The organism is Blattabacterium cuenoti, from assembly GCF_014252375.1.
Taxonomy (GTDB): Bacteria; Bacteroidota; Bacteroidia; order Flavobacteriales; family Blattabacteriaceae; genus Blattabacterium; species Blattabacterium cuenoti_AH.
The window spans coordinates 551595-570862 of the sequence record NZ_CP059221.1 but is presented as its reverse complement, the minus strand read 5'-3'; the positions used below and the strand labels follow the sequence as shown (position 1 = coordinate 570862).

Below are 19268 nucleotides of genomic sequence, written 5' to 3'. Positions count from 1 at the left end.
AATGTTAAAAATTTTATAATAAATATATTAATTAATAATTAATGAAAATGAAATAATAAATTTTTATTTATTCATTAAAATAGATATGTAAATTTATAATTTCAATAAAAATAAAGTATGAAAAAATGTTTTATTATATCATTTTTTACAACAATTACAAACTTTTTAAGTTTTGTAATTATCATTATAATGATAACATTTTTGTTAAAAAAATCATTAAATTTTTTTGTTAAAAAAATATTAAACTATGTTTATATAAGATGGGGTAATATTTTTTATGAAAAAAAAGTTTTTAATAGTTTATCAAATTTTTTCTCATTATTTATTATCTTTTATTTAAGTAAGTTTTTTTTTAATTACTATTATATTTCCTATGTAGAAATAATATTTAATATTACTTTTGTTTTAATTTCATTGCAATTATTAATTAGAGTAGTTAATTCCATAATGGAAATATCTACAAGTGAAAATGATCATAAAACAATAGCTGTTAATTCTTTTTCTCAATTATTAAAAATTATATCTATAATATTTTGCATACTAATAATTATTGCTATTATTACAAAAAATAATTTAATTAGTATATTAACCAGTTTAGGAACAATTACTGCTATTGTAATATTAGTATTTAGAGATACTATACTAGGATTTGTTTCTGGACTTCAAATGTCTTCTACAAAAATGATTAAAGTAGGAGATTGGATTGGTATATCGAAATATAATATAGAAGGTACTGTATTAGAAATCAATTTAATATCTGCTAAAATAGAAAATTTTGATAAAACTATAACTAGTATTCCTACTTATGACTTAATTTCTACAGCTGTAACAAATTTTGAAGTTATGCGTAAGAAAAATATAAGAAGAATTAAAAGATCTATATTATTTAATATTCAATCATTTTATTTTTGTAATTTAGAAGATTTACAAAAATTTCAGAATATTTTTTTAATAAAAAATTATATTAATGAAAAACAAAAAGAAATAGGTTTTTTTTATAAAAAAAATATTCATACTAATTTTTATTTAAATACAAAAGGACTAACTAATATTGAACTTTTTAGACAATATGCATTAGAATATTTATATCAACATCCTAAAATATCAAATTCTGAAACTTTAATGGTAAGACATTTAGAACCAAATCATTATGGATTACCTATAGAGCTATATTGTTTTGTTAAAACTTCTGAATCTATTAAATATGAACAAATACAAGCAAATGTTTTTGATCATTTATTAACAGCATCAAAAGAATTCGAATTAGAAATTACTCAAGTTGTAAATTTAGAAAAAAAATTTGTAAAATAAATATAAAAATCATTAGTTTATATTTTTTATATTTAATAATCAATTAATTGTAAACATATACATACATAATTTTTTAAACTTTTGTAAAGAAATATGTATTTTAAGAAATAAAAAAAATAATTCCTATGATTTTTAATTTTGAAAAAATACAAAAATTTTATTCAGAATTTAAATATAAGATTGATAAAGTTAAATCAATAATAAATCGACCAATGACGTATTCAGAAAAAATTCTGTATGCTCATATTGACATAAAAAAAATAAATGAATTAAAAGAATTAGAATCTTATAATAAAAAATACTTTTCATATCTTAATTTTTATCCCGATCATCTTGCAATGCAAGATGCAACAGCACAAATGGCTATACTGCAATTTATGCAAACTAAGAAAAATAAAGTATTTATTCCAACAACTATACATTGTGATCATCTAATTTATGCTAGATATGGAAAAATAAAGGATTTAAAAAATTCCAAAAAAGAAAATAAAGAAATATATGATTTTTTAAAATCAGCTTCTAATAAATATAAAATAGGATTTTGGAAACCAGGTTCAGGTATTATACACCAAGTAATATTAGAAAATTATGCATTTCCAGGTGGAATAATTGTAGGAACTGATTCACATACTCCAAATTCTGGAGGACTAGGTATGTTAGGAATAGGAATAGGTGGTGCTGAAGCTTCTGAAATAATGTCTGGTTATTTTTTAGAATTAAAAGTTCCAAAACTTATAGGAGTTATTTTAAGTGGAAAAATTAGTGGATGGGCATCTCCTAAAGATATAATATTGAAATTATCTGGAAAAATAGGTGTTACGGGTGGACATAATTCTATCATTGAATATCTTGGAGATGGTACAAAAAATATTTCTTGTACAGGTAAAGCAACTATATGTAATATGGGAGCAGAATTAGGAGCAACATCTTCTTTATTTCCTTATGATTTTAATATGAAAAATTATTTAATAAATAATGATAGAGAATATATATCAAATATTATAGACGATAATAATATTAATAATTATTTAAAATCAGATATTGAAGTTTACGATAATCCAAATAATTTTTATGATAAAGTTATAAAAATAGATTTATCTACTTTAGAACCACATATAAATGGACCATTTACACCTGATAAATCTACTCCTATATCAAAAATGAAAAAAGAATACAAAAAAAATAATTGGCCAAATAAAATAGAAGTAGGATTAGTTGGTTCATGTACAAATTCTTCTATAGAAGATTTATTAAAAGTAATAAATATAATTCGTCAAGCAAAAAAGAAAAAATTAAAAATTAAATCTGAATATTTAGTGTCACCTGGATCAAATAAAATTTATTATTTGCTTGAAAAAAATGGACTTATTAATTCTTTTAAAGAGTTTGGAGCTAAAATATTTGATAATGCATGTGGTCCATGTATTGGTCAATGGAAAAGAGAGGGTATTAATAATAATAAAAATACAATTGTTCATTCTTTTAATAGAAATTTTTCATCTCGTAATGATGGAAATCCAAAAACACATGCTTTTATAGCATCACCAGAAATTGTTACTTCATTAGTTCTTTCTGGAAGAATAGATTTTGATCCTAGAAAAGATTCATTAATAAATGAAGTAGGAGAAAAAGTAAAATTAGAAGAACCAAAAATAATTAATATTAAAAAAAGTAAATTCAGTTTAAAAGAATTAGGATATGAACATCCAAATAATGAAAATACGTCTATAAAAATAAATAAAAATTCAAAACGTTTGCAATTTTTATCTCCATATCCATCATATGATATAAAAAATTTTTTGAATATTAGATTATTGATAAAGGTAAAGGGAAAATGTACTACTGATCATATCTCTACAGCTGGTTCTTGGTTAAAATATAGAGGACATATTGAAAATATTTCAAATAATCTTTTGATAAAAGCTATAAATTACTTTAACAATAAAATTAATAACATTAAAAATGTCATAACTGGAAATTATGATACAGTTCCATCTACTGCAAAATTTTATAAAACTAATAATATTAAAAGTATTATTATTGGAGAAGAAAATTATGGAGAAGGTTCGTCTAGGGAACATGCTGCTATGGAACCAAGATATTTTGGAGTTTGTGTTGTTTTAGTAAAATCGTTCTCTAGAATACACGAAATTAATTTAAAAAAACAAGGAATTCTAGCTTTAACATTTTTAAATTCATATGATTATTATAAGATACAAGAAGAAGATATTTTTAATATTAATATAAAAGATATTTTCCCTAATAAATATATTATAATAGATATTATTCAAAAAAATAATGAAAAATATAGAATTTTAGCAAAGCATTCATACAATGAAAAACAAATTCAATGGTTTAAACATGGATCATCATTAAATTTTATAAAAAAAAATAATTTAATATGAAATATGAATTTATTAAAAATTTTTTTAATAAGAATTTTAATAATTTATCAATTATCAATATCTCCTTTTATAGGAAAAAATTGTCGTTATATTCCTACATGTTCAGAATACATGATTTTATCATTAAAAAAATGGAATATTTTTAAATCTATTTTTATGACAGTAAATAGAATCATAAGATGTAATCCATTTATAAGTAATGAATGGAATTATGATCCTCCTGAATAAAAATTAATTATTATGGAAATAATAGAATATATAAATTGGAATCCTATAAATAAATTTAATGTATGGAGGGGAATTTCTATTCATATTTATAGTCTAATGTTTATTATTTCTTTTATACTGGGGTGGTATATAATGTATCATATATATGAAAATGATAATATTAACTGTAAATATTTAGATCCATTATTAAGATATACTTTTTTTGGTACTTTGATAGGGGCAAGATTAGGACAAGTTGTTTTTTATGATCTTTCATATTTTTCTAATCATTGGATTGAAGCAGTATTACCAATAAAAGAAAATTATCATCAAACTTTGTTTGGAATTATAAAAGGATACGAATTTGTAGGTTATAGAGGATTATCTAGTCATGGTGCAGCATTAGGTATTCTTTTCACTAATTTTTTATATAAAAAACAATTTTTAAAAGATAAATCTTTTATTTGGTTATGTGATAGAATATGTATTGCTATTTCAATTTCTTCAATGTTTATTCGTATAGGAAATTTTTTTAACTCTGAAATAATTGGAAAACCTTGTAGATTCCCATGGGCTGTAAAATTTTTACAAATGGATAAAGAATACGGGAAGATTATACCTAGACATCCTACACAATTATATGAATCTATTGTATATTTAATTACATTCATAACACTTTTAATCATATATAAAAAAGTAAAAAAATTAAATAATGGATTAAATTCTGGTATTTTTTTTATTTTTGTTTGGTTTTCACGTTTTCTAATAGAATTCTTAAAAGAACCTCAAGGAAATGAATTTATAAAATTTTTTAATCTGAATACAGGACAATGTCTTAGTATTCCACTTTTTTGTTTTGGAATTTTTTTACTTATTTTTTCAGTTTTATGAAAATTAATTTAATTAAAATAAATAAAATTTTTGTTTGTTTTTTATTAATGTTATTATTATTGTTAGCTTTTTCTTATGAAAAGAAATAAAAACAATAATTTTTTTTACAAAAAAAATAAAAAAATATAAATAGAGTTATGTAAAATTAGTATAGAAAAAGTAATTGATAAAAAAATACTAATTAATATGTAAAACGTAAAATATCATAAAAATAAAAAGGTTTAATAATATGGAAATAATATGAAAGTATATAATAATTTACTTAAAAATAATTTACAAATATATTCATATATTTGTTATAATTTAAAATATTGAATTATACAATGATATTCATATCTGAAAAAGCTAAAAATAAACTTCTTTCAATAATGAAAGAAGAAGGAGTTATAAGAAATAAATCTTTCGTTAGATTTGGAATAAAAAATACTGGATGTTCAGGTATATCTTATGAATTATCTTTTGATGAAAAAATAAAAAAAGAAGATAAATTATTTAAAAATAAAGAAATAAATATTTTAGTAGATAAAAATAGTATTCCATATTTAGATGGATCTATATTAGATCATTCAGATGGTTTAGATGGTAAAGGATTTTTTTTCAAAAATCCTAATGCTAAACATACATGTGGATGTGGTAGAAGTTTTTCATTGGTAGATAAATGAAAAAAAAAAATAAAATATTAAAATCTTTTAATAATTCTGATTATAAATATGGTTTTTCTTTATCAATAGAATCAGATACATTATCCGTAGGTTTAAATGAAAATGTTATAAGAGAAATATCAAATAAAAAAAAAGAACCTAAATGGATGTTAGATTGGAGATTGGAATCATTTTCTTTTTGGAAAAAAATGAGTCCACCTAAATGGTCAAATATAAAATATAATATCCCCAATTTTCAAGAAATAAGTTACTATTCTGCCCCTAAAATAAATAATATAAAAAATTCTAGTTCTAAATTATCAAATATTTTTGATAGATTAGGAATATCTATTGAAGAAAAAAAAAATACAGAAAATATAGCTACAGATCTAGTATTAGATTCCGTTTCATTATTTACTACTTTTCAAAAAAAATTAAAAAAAAAAGGAATTATATTCTGTTCTATAAATGAGGCTATAATAAAATATCCTAAATTTATAAAGAAATATTTAGGGTCCGTAGTATCAAAAAAAGATAATTTTTATGCTGCTTTAAATTCATCTGTTTTTTCAGATGGATCTTTTTGTTATATACCAAAAAATGTTAAATGTCCAATGGAATTATCCACATATTTCAGAATTAACGAAATCATTACAGGACAATTTGAAAGAACTTTAATAATAGCAGATAAAAATTCTTACGTTAGTTATTTAGAGGGATGCACTGCTCCTAAAAGAAATATAAATCAATTGCATGCTGCAGTAGTTGAAATAATTGCATTAGAAAATTCAGAAGTGAAATATTCTACAGTACAAAATTGGTATCCTGGAAATAAAAATGGTATAGGAGGAGTTTTAAATTTTGTAACAAAACGTGGTTTATGCGAAAAAAAATCAAAGATTTCTTGGACACAAGTAGAAACTGGTTCATCTATTACTTGGAAATATCCATCTTGTATTTTAAAAGGAGATTTTTCTTCAGGTGAATTTTACTCTTTATCTTTAACAAAAAATTTTCAACAATCAGATACTGGAACTAAAATGATTCATATAGGAAATAATACAAAAAGTATTATAATATCTAAAGGTGTTTCTTCTGGAAAAGCTCAAAATAATTATAGAGGATTAGTAAAAATTTCTTCTAATTCAAAAAATTCTAGAAATTTTTCACAATGTGATTCTTTATTAATAGGAAATAAATGTGGTGCTCATACTTTTCCATTTATTAATGTCTGTAATTCAACGTCTCAAGTAGAACATGAAGCAACTACTTCAAAAATTGAGAAAGAACAAATTTTTTATTGTAATCAAAGAGGAATTAATATAGAAAAATCTATATCATTAATAGTAAATGGATTTAGTGGTGATATAATAAAAAAATTACCTATGGAGTTTGCTATAGAAGCTCAAAAACTTTTAGAAATATCTTTAGAAGGATCTGTTGGATAAATTAAATAATAATATATGTTATTAAATATAGAAAATTTACATGTTTCTATAGGAAAAAATAAAATTCTTAAAGGAATTAATCTAAAAATTAATTTTGGAGAAACCCATGTTATAATGGGACCGAATGGATCTGGGAAAAGCACTCTTGCTAGCATAATAGCTGGAAAAACAGATTATAATATTATAAAAGGAAAGATTTATTTTTTAAATAAGGATTTATTAAATATTTCTACAGAAAAACGTGCATGTTTAGGTATATTTTTATCTTTTCAAAATCCAGTAGAAATACCAGGGGTATCCATAATTAATTTTATAAAGACATCCATTAACTCAATACGTAAAGAAAATAAATTAGATAAAATGTCTTCCAAAGATATTTTATCTAAATCAAAATATGTTTCATCATTATTAAACATGGAAGAAAATTTTATATATAGATTTTTAAATGATGGATTTTCAGGAGGAGAAAAAAAACGTAATGAAATATTTCAAATGATAATGTTAAATCCAATATTTTCAATTTTAGATGAAATAGATTCAGGTTTGGATATAGATGCTATAAAAATAATAGCGAAAGGAATTAATACTTATAAAAGTATAAAAAATTCTATATTAATAATTACACATTACAAAAGATTATTAAATTATATTAATTCTGAATATATTATACATGTTTTGTATGATGGAAAAATTATGATATCTGGAAAAAAAGAATTAGTTAATGAACTTGAAAATAAAGGATATAATTGGATTAAATCATTAAATAATATTAAACATAAATGATTTTAAAAGATCAAATTAATTTTTTAATAAAAAAAAATATTAATAATGAAAGTAATAGTCATTTCTCTTTTATAATAAAAGAGAATATTAATACATATATAAAAAAAGGAATTAATCCTTCATTTAAATCGCCAATCATAAAAAATTGGAATGAAAAAAATATTTACTCAATTTTTTATAAAAAATATAAATTAATACCTAATAATAAACTAAAAAATAGTCATTACTATAATGATATTGATCATATTAAAAACGATATAAATATTTTTTCTTTAACAAAAGAATCATTTTTATTTATTTTCTTAAATGGAGAATACATTAATTTATATAATGAAAAATATAATGGAATAAAACAATTATTAAATAATAAAATAAAATATTTTTACGGAAAATTGTGTAATAACAAATATAATGTATTTTGTAGTTTAAATACAATTTTTTCAAAAAATGGAATTTATATTGAAATTCCGGATAACACTTTTTTAAAAAAACCAATAAAAATATTACATATTTTTACAAAAAAAAAATATATAATATTTAATCCGAGAATACTTATAGTAGTAGGAAAAAATTCTAATGTAAAAATAATTGAGAGTTATAAATGTTATGAAAAAAACTATAATTTTATAAATTTAGTTAATGAAATATATAGTCTTGACTTTAGTAAAATTGATTATTGTAAAATACAAGATAATATAGAAAATCTATCTATAGTAGATAATACTTTTTTAAATCAAAAAAAAAATAGTACATGTACTATAAATACTTTTTCGTTTAAAGGAAAAATTATTAATAATAATTTAAATATAATTTCTAATGGTAAAAAATCTAAATCTTATTTATATAATCTTTCTATATTATCTAATAATGAATCTATAAATAATTCTACATTTGTAGATCATAAATGTTCTTATTCAACCAGTTTTCAATTATATAAAAGTATTTTTTTTAAAAAATCTAATGGAATTTTTAATGGAAATATTAATATAGATAAAAATATAAAAAAAATAAATGCATTTCAGAAAAATAATAATATTCTTATGTCAGAAAAATCTGAGATTTACGCAAAACCTCAATTAACAATCTTTTCTAAAGATGTTAAATGTTCTCATGGTTGTACTATAGGAAATATAAAAAAATCTGAATTATTTTATTTACAATCTAGAGGTATAAATGAAAAAGAAAGTAAAATTTTATTATTATTTTCTTTTGTTAATGAAACAATGAAAAACATTGATATAAAAATTAGAGATTATTTATGTAATAAAATTAATAAAAAATTAAAGAAATTTTTGTAATAAACAATGTTATCAAAAAAAAACATAAAAGAAATTAGAAATCAATTTCCAATTTTGAAAGAGAAAATATATGATAAATCATTAATATATCTTGATAACGCTGCAACTACTCATAAACCAAAAAATGTAATTGAATCTTCAAATTTTTTTTATTCAAAAATAAATTCAAATGTTCATAGATCAATGCATTTTTTATCCAAAAAAGCAACTATTTCAATAGAAAATGTAAGAAAAAAAGTTAAAAAATTTATTTGTGCAAAACATGATTCAGAAATTATTTTTACAAAAGGTACAACAGAATCTATTAATTTAATTGCTTATAGTATCAGAAATTTTATAAATCAAGGAGACGAAATATTAATATCTCATATGGAACATCATTCAAATATTGTTCCATGGCAAAATATTTGCGATTTGCAAAAATCAATTTTAAAAATTATACCAATTAATAATAATGGAATAATTGATTTAAATAAATTCGAATCATTAATATCGGAAAGAACAAAAATAGTTTCTGTATGTCATATATCTAATGTATTAGGAATAATTAATCCAATAGAATATATTATTAATAAGGCACATGAATTAGGAGCTTGGGTTTTAATTGATGGTGCACAAGCAGTATCACATTTATGTCTTAACATGCAAAAATTAAATGTAGATTTTTATGTATTTTCTGGACATAAAATGTATGGACCTACTGGAATTGGTATCTTATATGGTAAAAAAAATATATTAAAACGAATAAATCCTTATCAATTTGGAGGAGAAATGATTAAAAATGTTGATTTTAAAAAAACAACATTTTCTTCTATACCATTCAAATTTGAAGCTGGTACTCCAAATATAGAAGGAATATTCTCTCTTGGAGAAGCAATAAATTTTATTAAAAAAATAGGATTAAAAAATATTAATTGTTATGAAAAAGAATTAGTAAAATACGCAATTAAAAAATTAAATGAACTTGATAATATATATATATATGGAAAATCAAATAAAATATATACTAAATCTAGTATTATTTCATTTAATTTAAATAAATTACATTGTTTTGATATAGGATCAATTTTAGATCGTTTAGGAATAGCTGTTAGAACTGGATATCTTTGTGCGCAACCATTAATGAATTTTTTCAATGTAAATGGAATGATTAGAATTAGTTTTTCTATTTACAATACTTTTGAAGAAATTGATTATTTATTTAATAGTTTAATAAAAGCAATAAAAATGTTAAAATATTATGAATGATATTATAGATAATTATGTGATTGCTAATTTTCATGGAAATCAATTTAAACTTATCGAAAATAAATATGTTTATACTCCTTTTTTATCAAAAAAATTAGGAGATAAATTTTTTATATATAAAATTCTTTTATTTTATAAAAATGGAATAATTAATATTGGAACTCCATATTTAAATAATATAAGTGTTAAAGTTCAAGTATTAAAACATATAAAAGGAAATAAAATAATTATTTTTAAAAAGAAAAGAAGAAAAGGTTATAAAACAAAAAATGGATTTAGGCCTATTTTTTCTAAAATAAAAGTAATTTCTTTTAACAAAGTAAATAAAATATAAAATAATGGCTCAAAAAAAAGGTGCTGGAAGTTCTAGAAATGGAAGAGATTCATCTGGAAGAAGATTAGGTGTAAAAATATATGGTAATCAATATGCATCAATAGGTAAAATAATAGTTAGACAAAGAGGAACTAAACATCATCCAGGTAAAAACGTTGGAATAGGGAAGGATCATACACTTTATGCATTAAAAAACGGAATAGTAAAATTTAAAAAAGGGAAAAATAATAAATCGTTCGTTTCAATTATTGAAAATAAATAGAACTGGATAGTTCAAATAGGATATAACAATAGTTTCCTAAACTGTAAGTTGTGGGTTTAAATCCCACTCCAGTTATATATGGTCCCAGCTGGACTTGAACCAGCGACCTCCTGATTATGAGTCAGATGCTCTAACCAGCTGAGCTATGGGACCTTAAATAATAAAGTTATTAAAATATTTTATTATTCTAAAAATATGGATAGAAATAATATAATTAAAAATAAAAAAATATCATCAATTTTTTTTATAGAATTATCTGAAATTTTACAGAAAGAATTTATAAATAACTGTAATTATAAAAAATTTTTAATAACTTTGATTAAAGTTAAACTTAATTACGATACATTAAAAATATATATTAATATTTATCCATTTCCAGAAAAAAATATTATTGTTTATATACAATCTAAATTATTTTTATATAAAAGAATTTTGTACAAAAAACTTAGATATAGAATAAAAAAAATACCTAAATTAAGTATTTACATTGTTAATTAATTATTAATTAATATAATTTTTTCTATAAAAAATATTTTTTTATTGACTTAGAAGCTTCCGTATTAAAAAAAACTTTTTTTGCTTCTTTTTCAAATTCTTTAATATTTGGAAATCTATTTGAATAATGACCTAATAATAATTTTTTTACTTTAGCCTTTTTTGCAATATTAGCTGCGTCGATTGTAGTGGAATGTCCAGTTTTTACTGCTCTATCTTCTTCTTTTTTTAAAAAAGTAGATTCGTGATATAATAAATCTACATATTTTATATGTTCTATAATAGGAATATAATACGATGTATCAGAACAAAATGCATAAGATAATATTTTAGGAGGATCAAATGTTAATTTTGAATTTGGTATTATTTCTCCATTTTTTTTTTCTAAATCTTTTCCTGATTTTAAATTTTTAAGATCTTCTATTTCAATAGAAGGAATTTTATTAATTTCATTTATATTTAATTTTCTATCACTTAATTTTTCTTTAAATAAAAATCCATTAGTATAAATTCTATGTTTTAATGGTATGGAAAAAACTTCTATTTTACTATTATCCATAATTTTTTCTATTTTATTAGATAATAATTCTACATAATAAATAATATAATTTAATTTAGTATAAGACCATTTAAAATGAATATTAATTATTTCCTTTAATCCTTTTGGAGCAAAAATAGTCAATGATTTTTCTCTACCCAATAGATGAAACGTTGATAATAAACCTATTAATCCAAAAAAATGATCTCCGTGTAAATGAGATATGAATATATGTATAATTTTATTAAATTTTATTTTTGCTTTTCTTAATTGTATTTGGGTACCTTCTCCACAATCAATAAGAAAATAAAATCCTTTCATATTTAATATTTGAGATGTTGTATGATGATATTTATTAGTTGGTATAGAAGAATGATTACCTAATACAATTAATGAAGATTTTTCCATTTATGTTTTTTTTATTTTTTTTGTCTTAAGTCTAAATAAAAAATAAGATCCTGAAATAACAAAAATTATACCTACAGTAATAACTAACATAGTTATAAAAAATGGATTCTTTTCGTTTAATAAAATATCATGATTAATTGTATAAAATATACCAATTGTCGCCACCATATTGTTAAATACATGAAGTAATATACAATCTAAAATTGAAGAAGTTATAAAATAAGTATATCCTATAAAAGCTCCAATAAATAACCCTCCTACTAATTGCCATGGATTCATATGTGTTAATCCAAATAAAAATGAAGAAAATATAATAGCTTTTAATGGATGTATTTTACTTCTTAACATTCCATTTAATATTATACCTCTGAAAAAAATTTCTTCACAAATTGGTGCTAGTAATATAGTAGTAGATAAAAAAGGCATTGGATTTTTTATTTCTTCCTTTAAAAAGAATTCTATTTCTCTGTACATATTACCCAATATTGGCCCATCTTTTGGAACTAATGATGATAAATATTCATTTAATATAATAGTATTGAACATTACAAAAAAAATGACAGCATACACATACCATGAAGAAATTTTTATAGAAAATAAATTTAGTGAAAGTTTTTTTCTATAAGATTGATAAAAAATAAAAGAAAATAGAAAAATAAATGGTATAGAATATGATATGGAAAACATTACACTTTCAGATAAATGAAAAATATTAAAAATTTTTTTTAAAGTAGAATTAAAAAAATTTATAGTGATAAATGAAATAACTAAAAGAATCGCTTCGATATAATTTATTTTAAAATAATTTTTAATATTCATAATAACAATTATTAATAACAAAAATAATAAAATTTGTATAATAAAAATGAAGTATATAAAAATTTTTATTAATAAATATAAAGTTTTATGTAAATTTAATTATGTTTTTTTTTGATATTAAATCAATAGCGAAAGATTATGATTCTTTCAAAGAAAAAAATATAAATAAATCAAAAATTTTTAAAAATTCTGATTTAATAGAAATTTTAAAAAAATATAGAAATAAAAAAATTTTTTCTATTGAAACTGCTGGATATTCCGTAAAATATAGAAAAATATTTAAAATAAAATGTGGATACGGAAAAATAAAAATTTTTTTTTGGTCTCAAATGCATGGAGATGAAACAACAGGAACAAAATCAATAATTGATATACTTAATTTTTTCTTAGAAAAAAAAAATAATAAACTAATAAAGTTATTTTTCGATAATTTTACTATTTTTTTTATTCCTATGTTAAATCCTGATGGATCAGAATATTTTCAAAGACGAAATGCTATGAACATAGATTTAAACAGAGATTCTATAAAACTAATATCTCCAGAAATTAATATATTGTTCAAAGAGATAAAAAAAGAAAATCCAAATATATTATTTAATCTTCATGACCAAAAAAGAATATATAATGTTGATAATAAAAAATTTAATCCTGCTATAATATCTTTTTTATCCCCTTTATCATTATCTATTTGTAAAAATAAAATTTATAATTCAAAAATTAAATCTATGGGGATAATATATGAAATAACAAAAGAAATAAAAAAAATTATTCCATCTATTTGTTCAGTTGGAAGATATTCTAATAAATATTATCCTAATGCAACTGGTGATTTTTTACAAAAAAAAGGATATTCATACATATTAATTGAAGCTGGAAATTATCCAAAAGATACAAATAAAAATTTTGTTAGAAAATATCATACTTTATCTATTATTATTTCTTTATACTTAATCTCTTGTAAAAATAATATAGAAAAAAATTATAAACTTTATTCATATATAAGAAAAAATAAAAAAATTTTATTAGATAAAATATATAGAAACGTAAAAATAAAAACAAATGGAACTATTTCTTCATTAGAAATTGGATTTAAAAATTTTGAAAAGTTTAATTATAAAAAAAAAATTATTGAATATGAACTAAAAATAGTTGATATAGGAGATTTATCCAATTTTTTTTCTTATGAAGAAATAATTAAAGAAAAAATATTAAATTTTTTTCCAAAGATAGGAGATATAGAATCAGATATTATATAAAATTATTTTTTATAATTTGTTACAGTTAATTTTTTTCTATTTTTTCTTCTTCTTCTACATATTATATAACGTCCGTTTTTTGTTTTCATCCTTTTCATGAATCCATGAACGTTAATTTTTTTTCTATTAGAAGGATTAAATGTTCTTTTCATAAAAAATTTAATAGTTTTAAAAAATTATTTCATAAATTTTATAATATAAAATATAAAAAGTATAGAAAATCCTATTAGAAATCCTAATGAAAAAAGAAATATACGTTTCATTAAAATAAATAAAATAATCTAATATGATATTACATAAAATATGTTTAAAAAACAAAAAACTATTGCAAAAAAGATTTATTTTAAAGGATTTGGTTTATATACTGGAAAAAAAGTTAACATTATTTTAAATCCTGCACCAATATTTACAGGATTTATCTTTGTAAGAGTAGATTTATACAAAAGGCCTTGTGTAAAGGTAAGTTTTAATTCTTTTATTCAAAAAGAAATTGATAAAGGAATAATTTTAGAAAAAAATGGATTAAAAATTTATACAGTAGAACATCTTATTGCAGCTCTCAATGGTATGGATTTAGATAATGTAATTATAGAATTAGATAATGTAGAAGTACCTATTTTAGACGGATCATCAAAGTTATTTGTAGATGCCATAGAAAAAGTTGGTATAATAGAACAAGATGCAGAAAAAAAATTTTTTTCAATAAAAGAATTCTTTTCAATAAAAAATAGAAAAACAGATGGAGAAATTATTGTTATTCCTTCTAATAAATTTGAAATAATAATTTTTATAGATTTTGAATCAAATAATATAAATCCACAAAATGCTTTTTTTAGAAAAGAAAATCAATTTAAATTAATTGCTAAATCAAGATCATTCTGTATATTAAAAGAAAAATCAAATAATTTTGACACCAATGAAGTAGTTAAACACATTCTATTAGACATAATAGGTTTATTTGCATTAATAGAAATAAAAATAAAAGGAAAAATTATAATTTATAATCCTGATAATGCTATAATTATAAAATTATTAAAAACATTAATAAAAAAAATTATTATTTTAAATAAATTGAAAATTATTAAAATAGATTTAAACAAAAAACCAATTCTTAATATAAAGAATATAAAAAAAATATTACCACATAAACCTCCATTTTTATTTGTAGATAAAATTATAGAATTAACTGATAATCAAATAATTGGAATAAAAAATGTTACAATTAATGAATATTTTTTTAACGGACATTTTCCAAATGAACCAATAATGCCTGGCGTATTACAAATTGAAGCAATAGCTCAAGTAGGAGGAGTATTAATTTTAAGTAAAGTTAAAAATCCTGAATTATATTCAACTTATTTAATAAAAATAGAAAAAGTAAAATTTAAGGATAAAGTTGTTCCTGGAGATATTATTATACTTAAAGTATATTTACTAGAATCTATTAAAATAGGAATAATTTATATGAAAGGAATTGGATATGTAAAAAAAAATATAGTTGTAGAAGCAGAAATGATAGCCAAAATAGTACGAAAAAAAATAAATTTACAAAATTAATTATGAGTATTTTAATTAAGAAAAATAATAAGGTTATTGTACAAGGTATTACTGGAAGAGAAGGGATGTTTCATACAGAACAAATGATAAATTATGGTACTAATATAGTTGGTGGAGTTACTCCAGGGAAAGGAGGTAAAAAAATTATGAATGTACCTGTTTTTAATACAGTTGAAGATGCAGTAAATAATACAGAAGCATATATAAGTGTAATTTTTGTTCCTGCTGATTATTCTACTGACGCTATTATAGAATCTATATTTGAAAATATAAAAATAATAGTTTGCATTACAGAAGGAATACCTGTATTAGATATGATAAGAATTAAATATTACTTAAAAAACAAAAAAACTATTCTAATTGGTCCTAATTGTCCTGGTATTATTTCACCAGAAGAATCAAAAGTAGGAATTATGCCAAATTCTGTTTTTAAAAAGAAAGGTAATGTAGGAATTATCTCTAGATCTGGGACTTTAACATATGAAGCTGCAGATCAAATTATGAAAATGGGACATGGTATTTCTACTGCAATTGGAGTAGGTGGAGATAGTATTATTGGAACAGATATTAAAAAAATTCTAGAACTATTTTTAGAAGATAGTGACACTAATTGTATTGTAATTATTGGAGAAATAGGTGGACAACAAGAAATAGATGCAATTAAATGGATGATTAATTATCATAAATTAAAGAACAAGCCTATTATAAGTTTTATTGCTGGAAAAACTGCTCCAAAAGGAAAAATAATGGGACATGCAGGAGCAATTATAAAAAATAAAATAGAAACTGCACAAGTAAAAATGGATATTTTAAAAAAACTTGGAGTACATATAGTTTATTCTCCAGATGAAATAGGTCTAACAGTAGATAATGTTATAAATGGAGAATAAAATTATTAAATGACAAGATTTTTAATAATAGGACTAGGAAATCCTGGAATAAATTATAATAACACAAGACATAATATTGGATTTTTTATTTTAAATAAAATTTCAAAAATATATAATATTCTTTTCAAGAAAGAAAAATTTGGTTATATATCTAAATTAAAATATAATAATAAATATATACTTTTATTAAAACCTACTACTTATATGAATAATAGTGGAAAATCTGTATTATTTTGGATGAAAAAAAAAAATATTTTATTAGAAAATATTATTGTTATTTCTGATGATATTTATCTTAAATTTGGATCAGTTCGTATTAGGAAAAAAGGTGGAAGTGGAGGACATAATGGTTTAAAAAGTATAGAAAAAGAAATAAAAACATCAAATTATACTAGATTTAAATTTGGAATTGGTAATAATTTAGAAAAATTTAATAATTGCAATTATGTTTTAGAAAATTGGAAAAAAGAAGAAATAGATTTTTTAAATTTAAAATATAATAAAATTGTAAAAATAATATTTTCATTTATAAAAAATAGATTAGAAGATACCATTAATTTATTTGAAAAATATTAAAAAACTAAACCTTGTAGTTTAATTTTTAGGACAGAATATAGGATTCCGATTCCTATGGTATGGGTTCGAATCCCTTCAAGGTTATTTCATTTATAAAAAATTATTTTATATGATTCATTATATTCGTAATTTTTGTATTATTGCACATATAGATCATGGTAAAAGTACTTTAGCTGATCGATTATTAGAATTAACTAATACAGTAAAAAAAAGTATAAATCAGTTATTAGATGATATGGAACTAGAAAGAGAAAGAGGTATTACTATTAAAAGTCATGCAGTTCAAATGAATTATAAATATAAAAATGATATATATACTCTTAATTTAATAGATACTCCTGGACATGTAGATTTTTCATATGAAGTCTCTCGTTCTATATCTTCATGTGAAGGGGCTTTATTAGTTATAGATTGTACAAAAAGCATTCAATCTCAAACAGTATCTAATCTTTCTTTAGCATTAAATAATAATTTAGTAATTATTCCTGTTTTAAATAAAATAGATTTATGTGATTCAATTAATTATAATTACGTTTTAGAAGAAATAATGGATTTGTTAAAATGTAAAAAGAGTGATATTATCATTGTTAGTGCAAAAACTGGAATTGGTGTAAAAAAAATTTTGGATGAAATAGTTAATAAAATACCTCCTCCTAAAGGAGACATAAATGCACCATTACAAGCAATAATATTTGATTCAAAATATAATCCATTTAAAGGAATAGAAATATTTTTTAGAATAAAAAATGGTTACATAAAAAAAGGACAAAAATTACAATTTTTTTCAACAGGTAAAACTTTTTTTGCTAATGAAATAGGTAATCTTAAATTAAAAAAAATACCTAAAAATAAAATTAGTACAGGAGATGTTGGGTATATAATATCAGGAATTAAAAATAGCTCTGAAGTTATAGTAGGAGATACAATTATAGAATTTAATTGTTCTATAATTAAAAAAATAAAAAAATTAGAAAAATCTAAACCTATGGTTTTTTCTAGTATCTATCCAATAGACAGTAGTAGATATGAAGAACTTCATAAGTCTATGGATAAGTTAAAATTAAATGATGCTTCTATTTATTTTACTCCAGTATCTTCTCCTTCTTTGGGTTTTGGATTTCACTGTGGATTTCTTGGAATGTTACATATGGAAATAATTAAAGATCGTTTAGAAAGAGAATTTGATATTTCTATAATAGTTACAATACCAAATGTTTCTTATAAAGTTCATACAAAAGAAAATAAAATACTTATGGTAAGTAATCCATCTAATTTTCCAGACTTTGGAAAAGTAAAAAAAGTAGAAGAACCTTACGTTATAGTATCTATTCTTACTGAAAAAAATTATATTGGTAATATAATATCGTTGTGTATAAAAAAACGTGGAATTATGATTGATCAAAAGTATTTTTCTTATAAAAAAGTACAAATTTTATTCGAAATTCCATTATCAGAAATTATTTTAGACTTTTATGATAAGCTAAAAACTGTTACTAAAGGATATGCTACATTTGATTATAATTTTATTGGTTATAGACAATCTAATTTAGAAAAAATTGTAATATTAATTAATAATGAAAAAATTGAATCATTATCAATATTATCACATAAGGAAAGATCACAATTGTTAGCAAAAAAAATTTGTAAGAAATTATCTAGTTTAATTCCTAAACATCAATTTAATATTCCTATTCAAGCTTCAATTTCTGGAAAAATTGTAGCAAGAGAAAATATAAAATCTTTAAGAAAAAATGTTATAGATAAATGTTATGGTGGAGATGTTAGTCGTAAAAAAAAATTATTATATAAACAAAAAAAAGGTAAAAAAAAAATGAGAAAATTAGGAAAAGTTGAAATTCCGTCTTCTACTTTTATAAATTTTCTAAAAATTAAAGAATGAT

The 19268-nt window shown here is 20.7% G+C and carries 20 protein-coding genes and 3 tRNA genes; 19 read left to right on the top strand and 4 right to left on the bottom strand.

Going from position 1 to position 19268, the window contains the following annotated elements; genetic code table 11:
• Positions 1-117: 117 nt before the first annotated feature.
• The 12 genes from H0H34_RS02875 to H0H34_RS02820 all read left to right on the top strand — a co-directional run bounded on the left by H0H34_RS02875 (position 118) and on the right by H0H34_RS02820 (position 10903).
• Complete coding sequence (locus H0H34_RS02875; protein ID WP_185873304.1) at positions 118-1311, top strand: mechanosensitive ion channel family protein; 1194 nt, start codon at positions 118-120, stop codon at positions 1309-1311.
• Positions 1312-1436: 125 nt separating this feature from the next.
• Complete coding sequence (locus tag H0H34_RS02870) at positions 1437-3716, top strand: aconitate hydratase (RefSeq protein ID WP_185873303.1); 2280 nt, start codon at positions 1437-1439, stop codon at positions 3714-3716.
• A gap of 3 nt (positions 3717-3719) precedes the next feature.
• Positions 3720-3944: a membrane protein insertion efficiency factor YidD gene (gene yidD / locus H0H34_RS02865; RefSeq protein WP_185873302.1), complete on the top strand. Its 225-nt coding sequence runs from the start codon at positions 3720-3722 to the stop codon at positions 3942-3944.
• A gap of 12 nt (positions 3945-3956) precedes the next feature.
• Positions 3957-4814: a prolipoprotein diacylglyceryl transferase gene (lgt, locus tag H0H34_RS02860; RefSeq protein ID WP_185873301.1), complete on the top strand. Its 858-nt coding sequence runs from the start codon at positions 3957-3959 to the stop codon at positions 4812-4814.
• Positions 4815-5137: 323 nt separating this feature from the next.
• Complete coding sequence (locus H0H34_RS02855) at positions 5138-5476, top strand: HesB/IscA family protein (protein ID WP_185873300.1); 339 nt, start codon at positions 5138-5140, stop codon at positions 5474-5476.
• Entirely contained in the window at positions 5473-6903 is a 1431-nt protein-coding gene (gene sufB, locus H0H34_RS02850; RefSeq protein WP_185873299.1) for a Fe-S cluster assembly protein SufB, read from the top strand. The genes H0H34_RS02855 and sufB overlap by 4 nt, the downstream gene beginning before the upstream one ends.
• A gap of 15 nt (positions 6904-6918) precedes the next feature.
• Positions 6919-7686, top strand: coding sequence for a Fe-S cluster assembly ATPase SufC (gene sufC / locus H0H34_RS02845; protein WP_185873298.1), 768 nt, complete (start codon positions 6919-6921; stop codon positions 7684-7686).
• Positions 7683-8984 (top strand): SufB/SufD family protein, encoded by a 1302-nt coding sequence (locus H0H34_RS02840; protein WP_185873297.1) that lies wholly within the window; start codon positions 7683-7685, stop codon positions 8982-8984. Before sufC ends, H0H34_RS02840 begins: the two co-directional genes overlap by 4 nt.
• A gap of 6 nt (positions 8985-8990) precedes the next feature.
• A complete protein-coding gene (locus H0H34_RS02835) occupies positions 8991-10232 on the top strand; it encodes a SufS family cysteine desulfurase (RefSeq protein WP_185873296.1) in 1242 nt (413 codons plus the stop codon).
• A complete protein-coding gene (gene rplU / locus H0H34_RS02830; RefSeq protein WP_185873295.1) occupies positions 10225-10566 on the top strand; it encodes a 50S ribosomal protein L21 in 342 nt (113 codons plus the stop codon). Before H0H34_RS02835 ends, rplU begins: the two co-directional genes overlap by 8 nt.
• A 4-nt stretch (positions 10567-10570) precedes the next feature.
• Positions 10571-10828, top strand: coding sequence for a 50S ribosomal protein L27 (gene rpmA / locus H0H34_RS02825; protein ID WP_185873294.1), 258 nt, complete (start codon positions 10571-10573; stop codon positions 10826-10828).
• Positions 10829-10903: transfer RNA gene (locus tag H0H34_RS02820), tRNA-Arg, on the top strand.
• A 4-nt stretch (positions 10904-10907) separates the two neighbouring features.
• On the opposite strand, the gene H0H34_RS02815 is transcribed toward H0H34_RS02820, so the two are convergent.
• A tRNA-Ile gene (locus H0H34_RS02815) sits at positions 10908-10981 on the bottom strand.
• 42 nt (positions 10982-11023) lie between these two features.
• On the opposite strand from H0H34_RS02815, the gene H0H34_RS02810 reads away from it, so the two are divergent.
• A complete protein-coding gene (locus tag H0H34_RS02810) occupies positions 11024-11326 on the top strand; it encodes a ribosome-binding factor A (protein ID WP_185873293.1) in 303 nt (100 codons plus the stop codon).
• A gap of 22 nt (positions 11327-11348) precedes the next feature.
• On the opposite strand, the gene H0H34_RS02805 is transcribed toward H0H34_RS02810, so the two are convergent.
• Together H0H34_RS02805 and H0H34_RS02800 are read right to left on the bottom strand one after the other, a co-directional pair.
• Positions 11349-12269 (bottom strand): ribonuclease Z, encoded by a 921-nt coding sequence (locus H0H34_RS02805; protein WP_185873292.1) that lies wholly within the window; start codon positions 12267-12269, stop codon positions 11349-11351.
• Complete coding sequence (locus H0H34_RS02800) at positions 12270-13088, bottom strand: type II CAAX endopeptidase family protein (RefSeq protein ID WP_317167292.1); 819 nt, start codon at positions 13086-13088, stop codon at positions 12270-12272.
• Positions 13089-13189: 101 nt separating this feature from the next.
• Here H0H34_RS02800 and H0H34_RS02795 point away from each other — a divergent pair, with 101 nt between their 5' ends.
• Positions 13190-14344 carry a M14 family zinc carboxypeptidase gene (locus tag H0H34_RS02795; RefSeq protein WP_185873291.1) on the top strand — a complete coding sequence of 385 codons (1155 nt, stop codon included), beginning with the start codon at positions 13190-13192 and terminating at the stop codon, positions 14342-14344.
• 2 nt (positions 14345-14346) lie between these two features.
• Here H0H34_RS02795 and rpmH read toward each other — a convergent pair whose 3' ends face one another.
• Entirely contained in the window at positions 14347-14496 is a 150-nt protein-coding gene (gene rpmH / locus H0H34_RS02790) for a 50S ribosomal protein L34 (RefSeq protein WP_185873290.1), read from the bottom strand.
• A 151-nt stretch (positions 14497-14647) separates the two neighbouring features.
• On the opposite strand from rpmH, the gene fabZ reads away from it, so the two are divergent.
• The 5 genes from fabZ (at position 14648) to lepA (ending at position 19267) form a co-directional block, all read left to right on the top strand.
• Entirely contained in the window at positions 14648-15901 is a 1254-nt protein-coding gene (gene fabZ, locus H0H34_RS02785) for a 3-hydroxyacyl-ACP dehydratase FabZ (RefSeq protein ID WP_185873289.1), read from the top strand.
• A 2-nt stretch (positions 15902-15903) separates the two neighbouring features.
• A complete protein-coding gene (gene sucD / locus H0H34_RS02780) occupies positions 15904-16791 on the top strand; it encodes a succinate--CoA ligase subunit alpha (RefSeq protein WP_185873288.1) in 888 nt (295 codons plus the stop codon).
• Positions 16792-16800: 9 nt separating this feature from the next.
• Positions 16801-17367, top strand: coding sequence for an aminoacyl-tRNA hydrolase (gene pth / locus H0H34_RS02775; protein WP_185873287.1), 567 nt, complete (start codon positions 16801-16803; stop codon positions 17365-17367).
• A 7-nt stretch (positions 17368-17374) separates the two neighbouring features.
• Positions 17375-17451, top strand: a tRNA-Arg gene (locus tag H0H34_RS02770).
• A 28-nt stretch (positions 17452-17479) separates the two neighbouring features.
• On the top strand, positions 17480-19267 hold the full coding sequence (lepA, locus tag H0H34_RS02765; protein WP_317167301.1) for a translation elongation factor 4: 1788 nt from the start codon (positions 17480-17482) through the stop codon (positions 19265-19267).
• Position 19268 lies beyond the last annotated feature (1 nt).

Coding starts and splice junctions, on each gene's coding strand:
- H0H34_RS02875 (WP_185873304.1), top strand. CDS start 118: ATGAAAAAATGTTTTATTATATCATTTTTTACAACAATTACAAACTTT.
- H0H34_RS02870 (WP_185873303.1), top strand. CDS start 1,437: ATGATTTTTAATTTTGAAAAAATACAAAAATTTTATTCAGAATTTAAA.
- yidD (WP_185873302.1), top strand. CDS start 3,720: ATGAATTTATTAAAAATTTTTTTAATAAGAATTTTAATAATTTATCAA.
- lgt (WP_185873301.1), top strand. CDS start 3,957: ATGGAAATAATAGAATATATAAATTGGAATCCTATAAATAAATTTAAT.
- H0H34_RS02855 (WP_185873300.1), top strand. CDS start 5,138: ATGATATTCATATCTGAAAAAGCTAAAAATAAACTTCTTTCAATAATG.
- sufB (WP_185873299.1), top strand. CDS start 5,473: ATGAAAAAAAAAAATAAAATATTAAAATCTTTTAATAATTCTGATTAT.
- sufC (WP_185873298.1), top strand. CDS start 6,919: ATGTTATTAAATATAGAAAATTTACATGTTTCTATAGGAAAAAATAAA.
- H0H34_RS02840 (WP_185873297.1), top strand. CDS start 7,683: ATGATTTTAAAAGATCAAATTAATTTTTTAATAAAAAAAAATATTAAT.
- H0H34_RS02835 (WP_185873296.1), top strand. CDS start 8,991: ATGTTATCAAAAAAAAACATAAAAGAAATTAGAAATCAATTTCCAATT.
- rplU (WP_185873295.1), top strand. CDS start 10,225: ATGAATGATATTATAGATAATTATGTGATTGCTAATTTTCATGGAAAT.
- rpmA (WP_185873294.1), top strand. CDS start 10,571: ATGGCTCAAAAAAAAGGTGCTGGAAGTTCTAGAAATGGAAGAGATTCA.
- H0H34_RS02810 (WP_185873293.1), top strand. CDS start 11,024: ATGGATAGAAATAATATAATTAAAAATAAAAAAATATCATCAATTTTT.
- H0H34_RS02805 (WP_185873292.1), bottom strand. CDS start 12,269: ATGGAAAAATCTTCATTAATTGTATTAGGTAATCATTCTTCTATACCA.
- H0H34_RS02800 (WP_317167292.1), bottom strand. CDS start 13,088: ATGAATATTAAAAATTATTTTAAAATAAATTATATCGAAGCGATTCTT.
- H0H34_RS02795 (WP_185873291.1), top strand. CDS start 13,190: ATGTTTTTTTTTGATATTAAATCAATAGCGAAAGATTATGATTCTTTC.
- rpmH (WP_185873290.1), bottom strand. CDS start 14,496: ATGAAAAGAACATTTAATCCTTCTAATAGAAAAAAAATTAACGTTCAT.
- fabZ (WP_185873289.1), top strand. CDS start 14,648: ATGTTTAAAAAACAAAAAACTATTGCAAAAAAGATTTATTTTAAAGGA.
- sucD (WP_185873288.1), top strand. CDS start 15,904: ATGAGTATTTTAATTAAGAAAAATAATAAGGTTATTGTACAAGGTATT.
- pth (WP_185873287.1), top strand. CDS start 16,801: ATGACAAGATTTTTAATAATAGGACTAGGAAATCCTGGAATAAATTAT.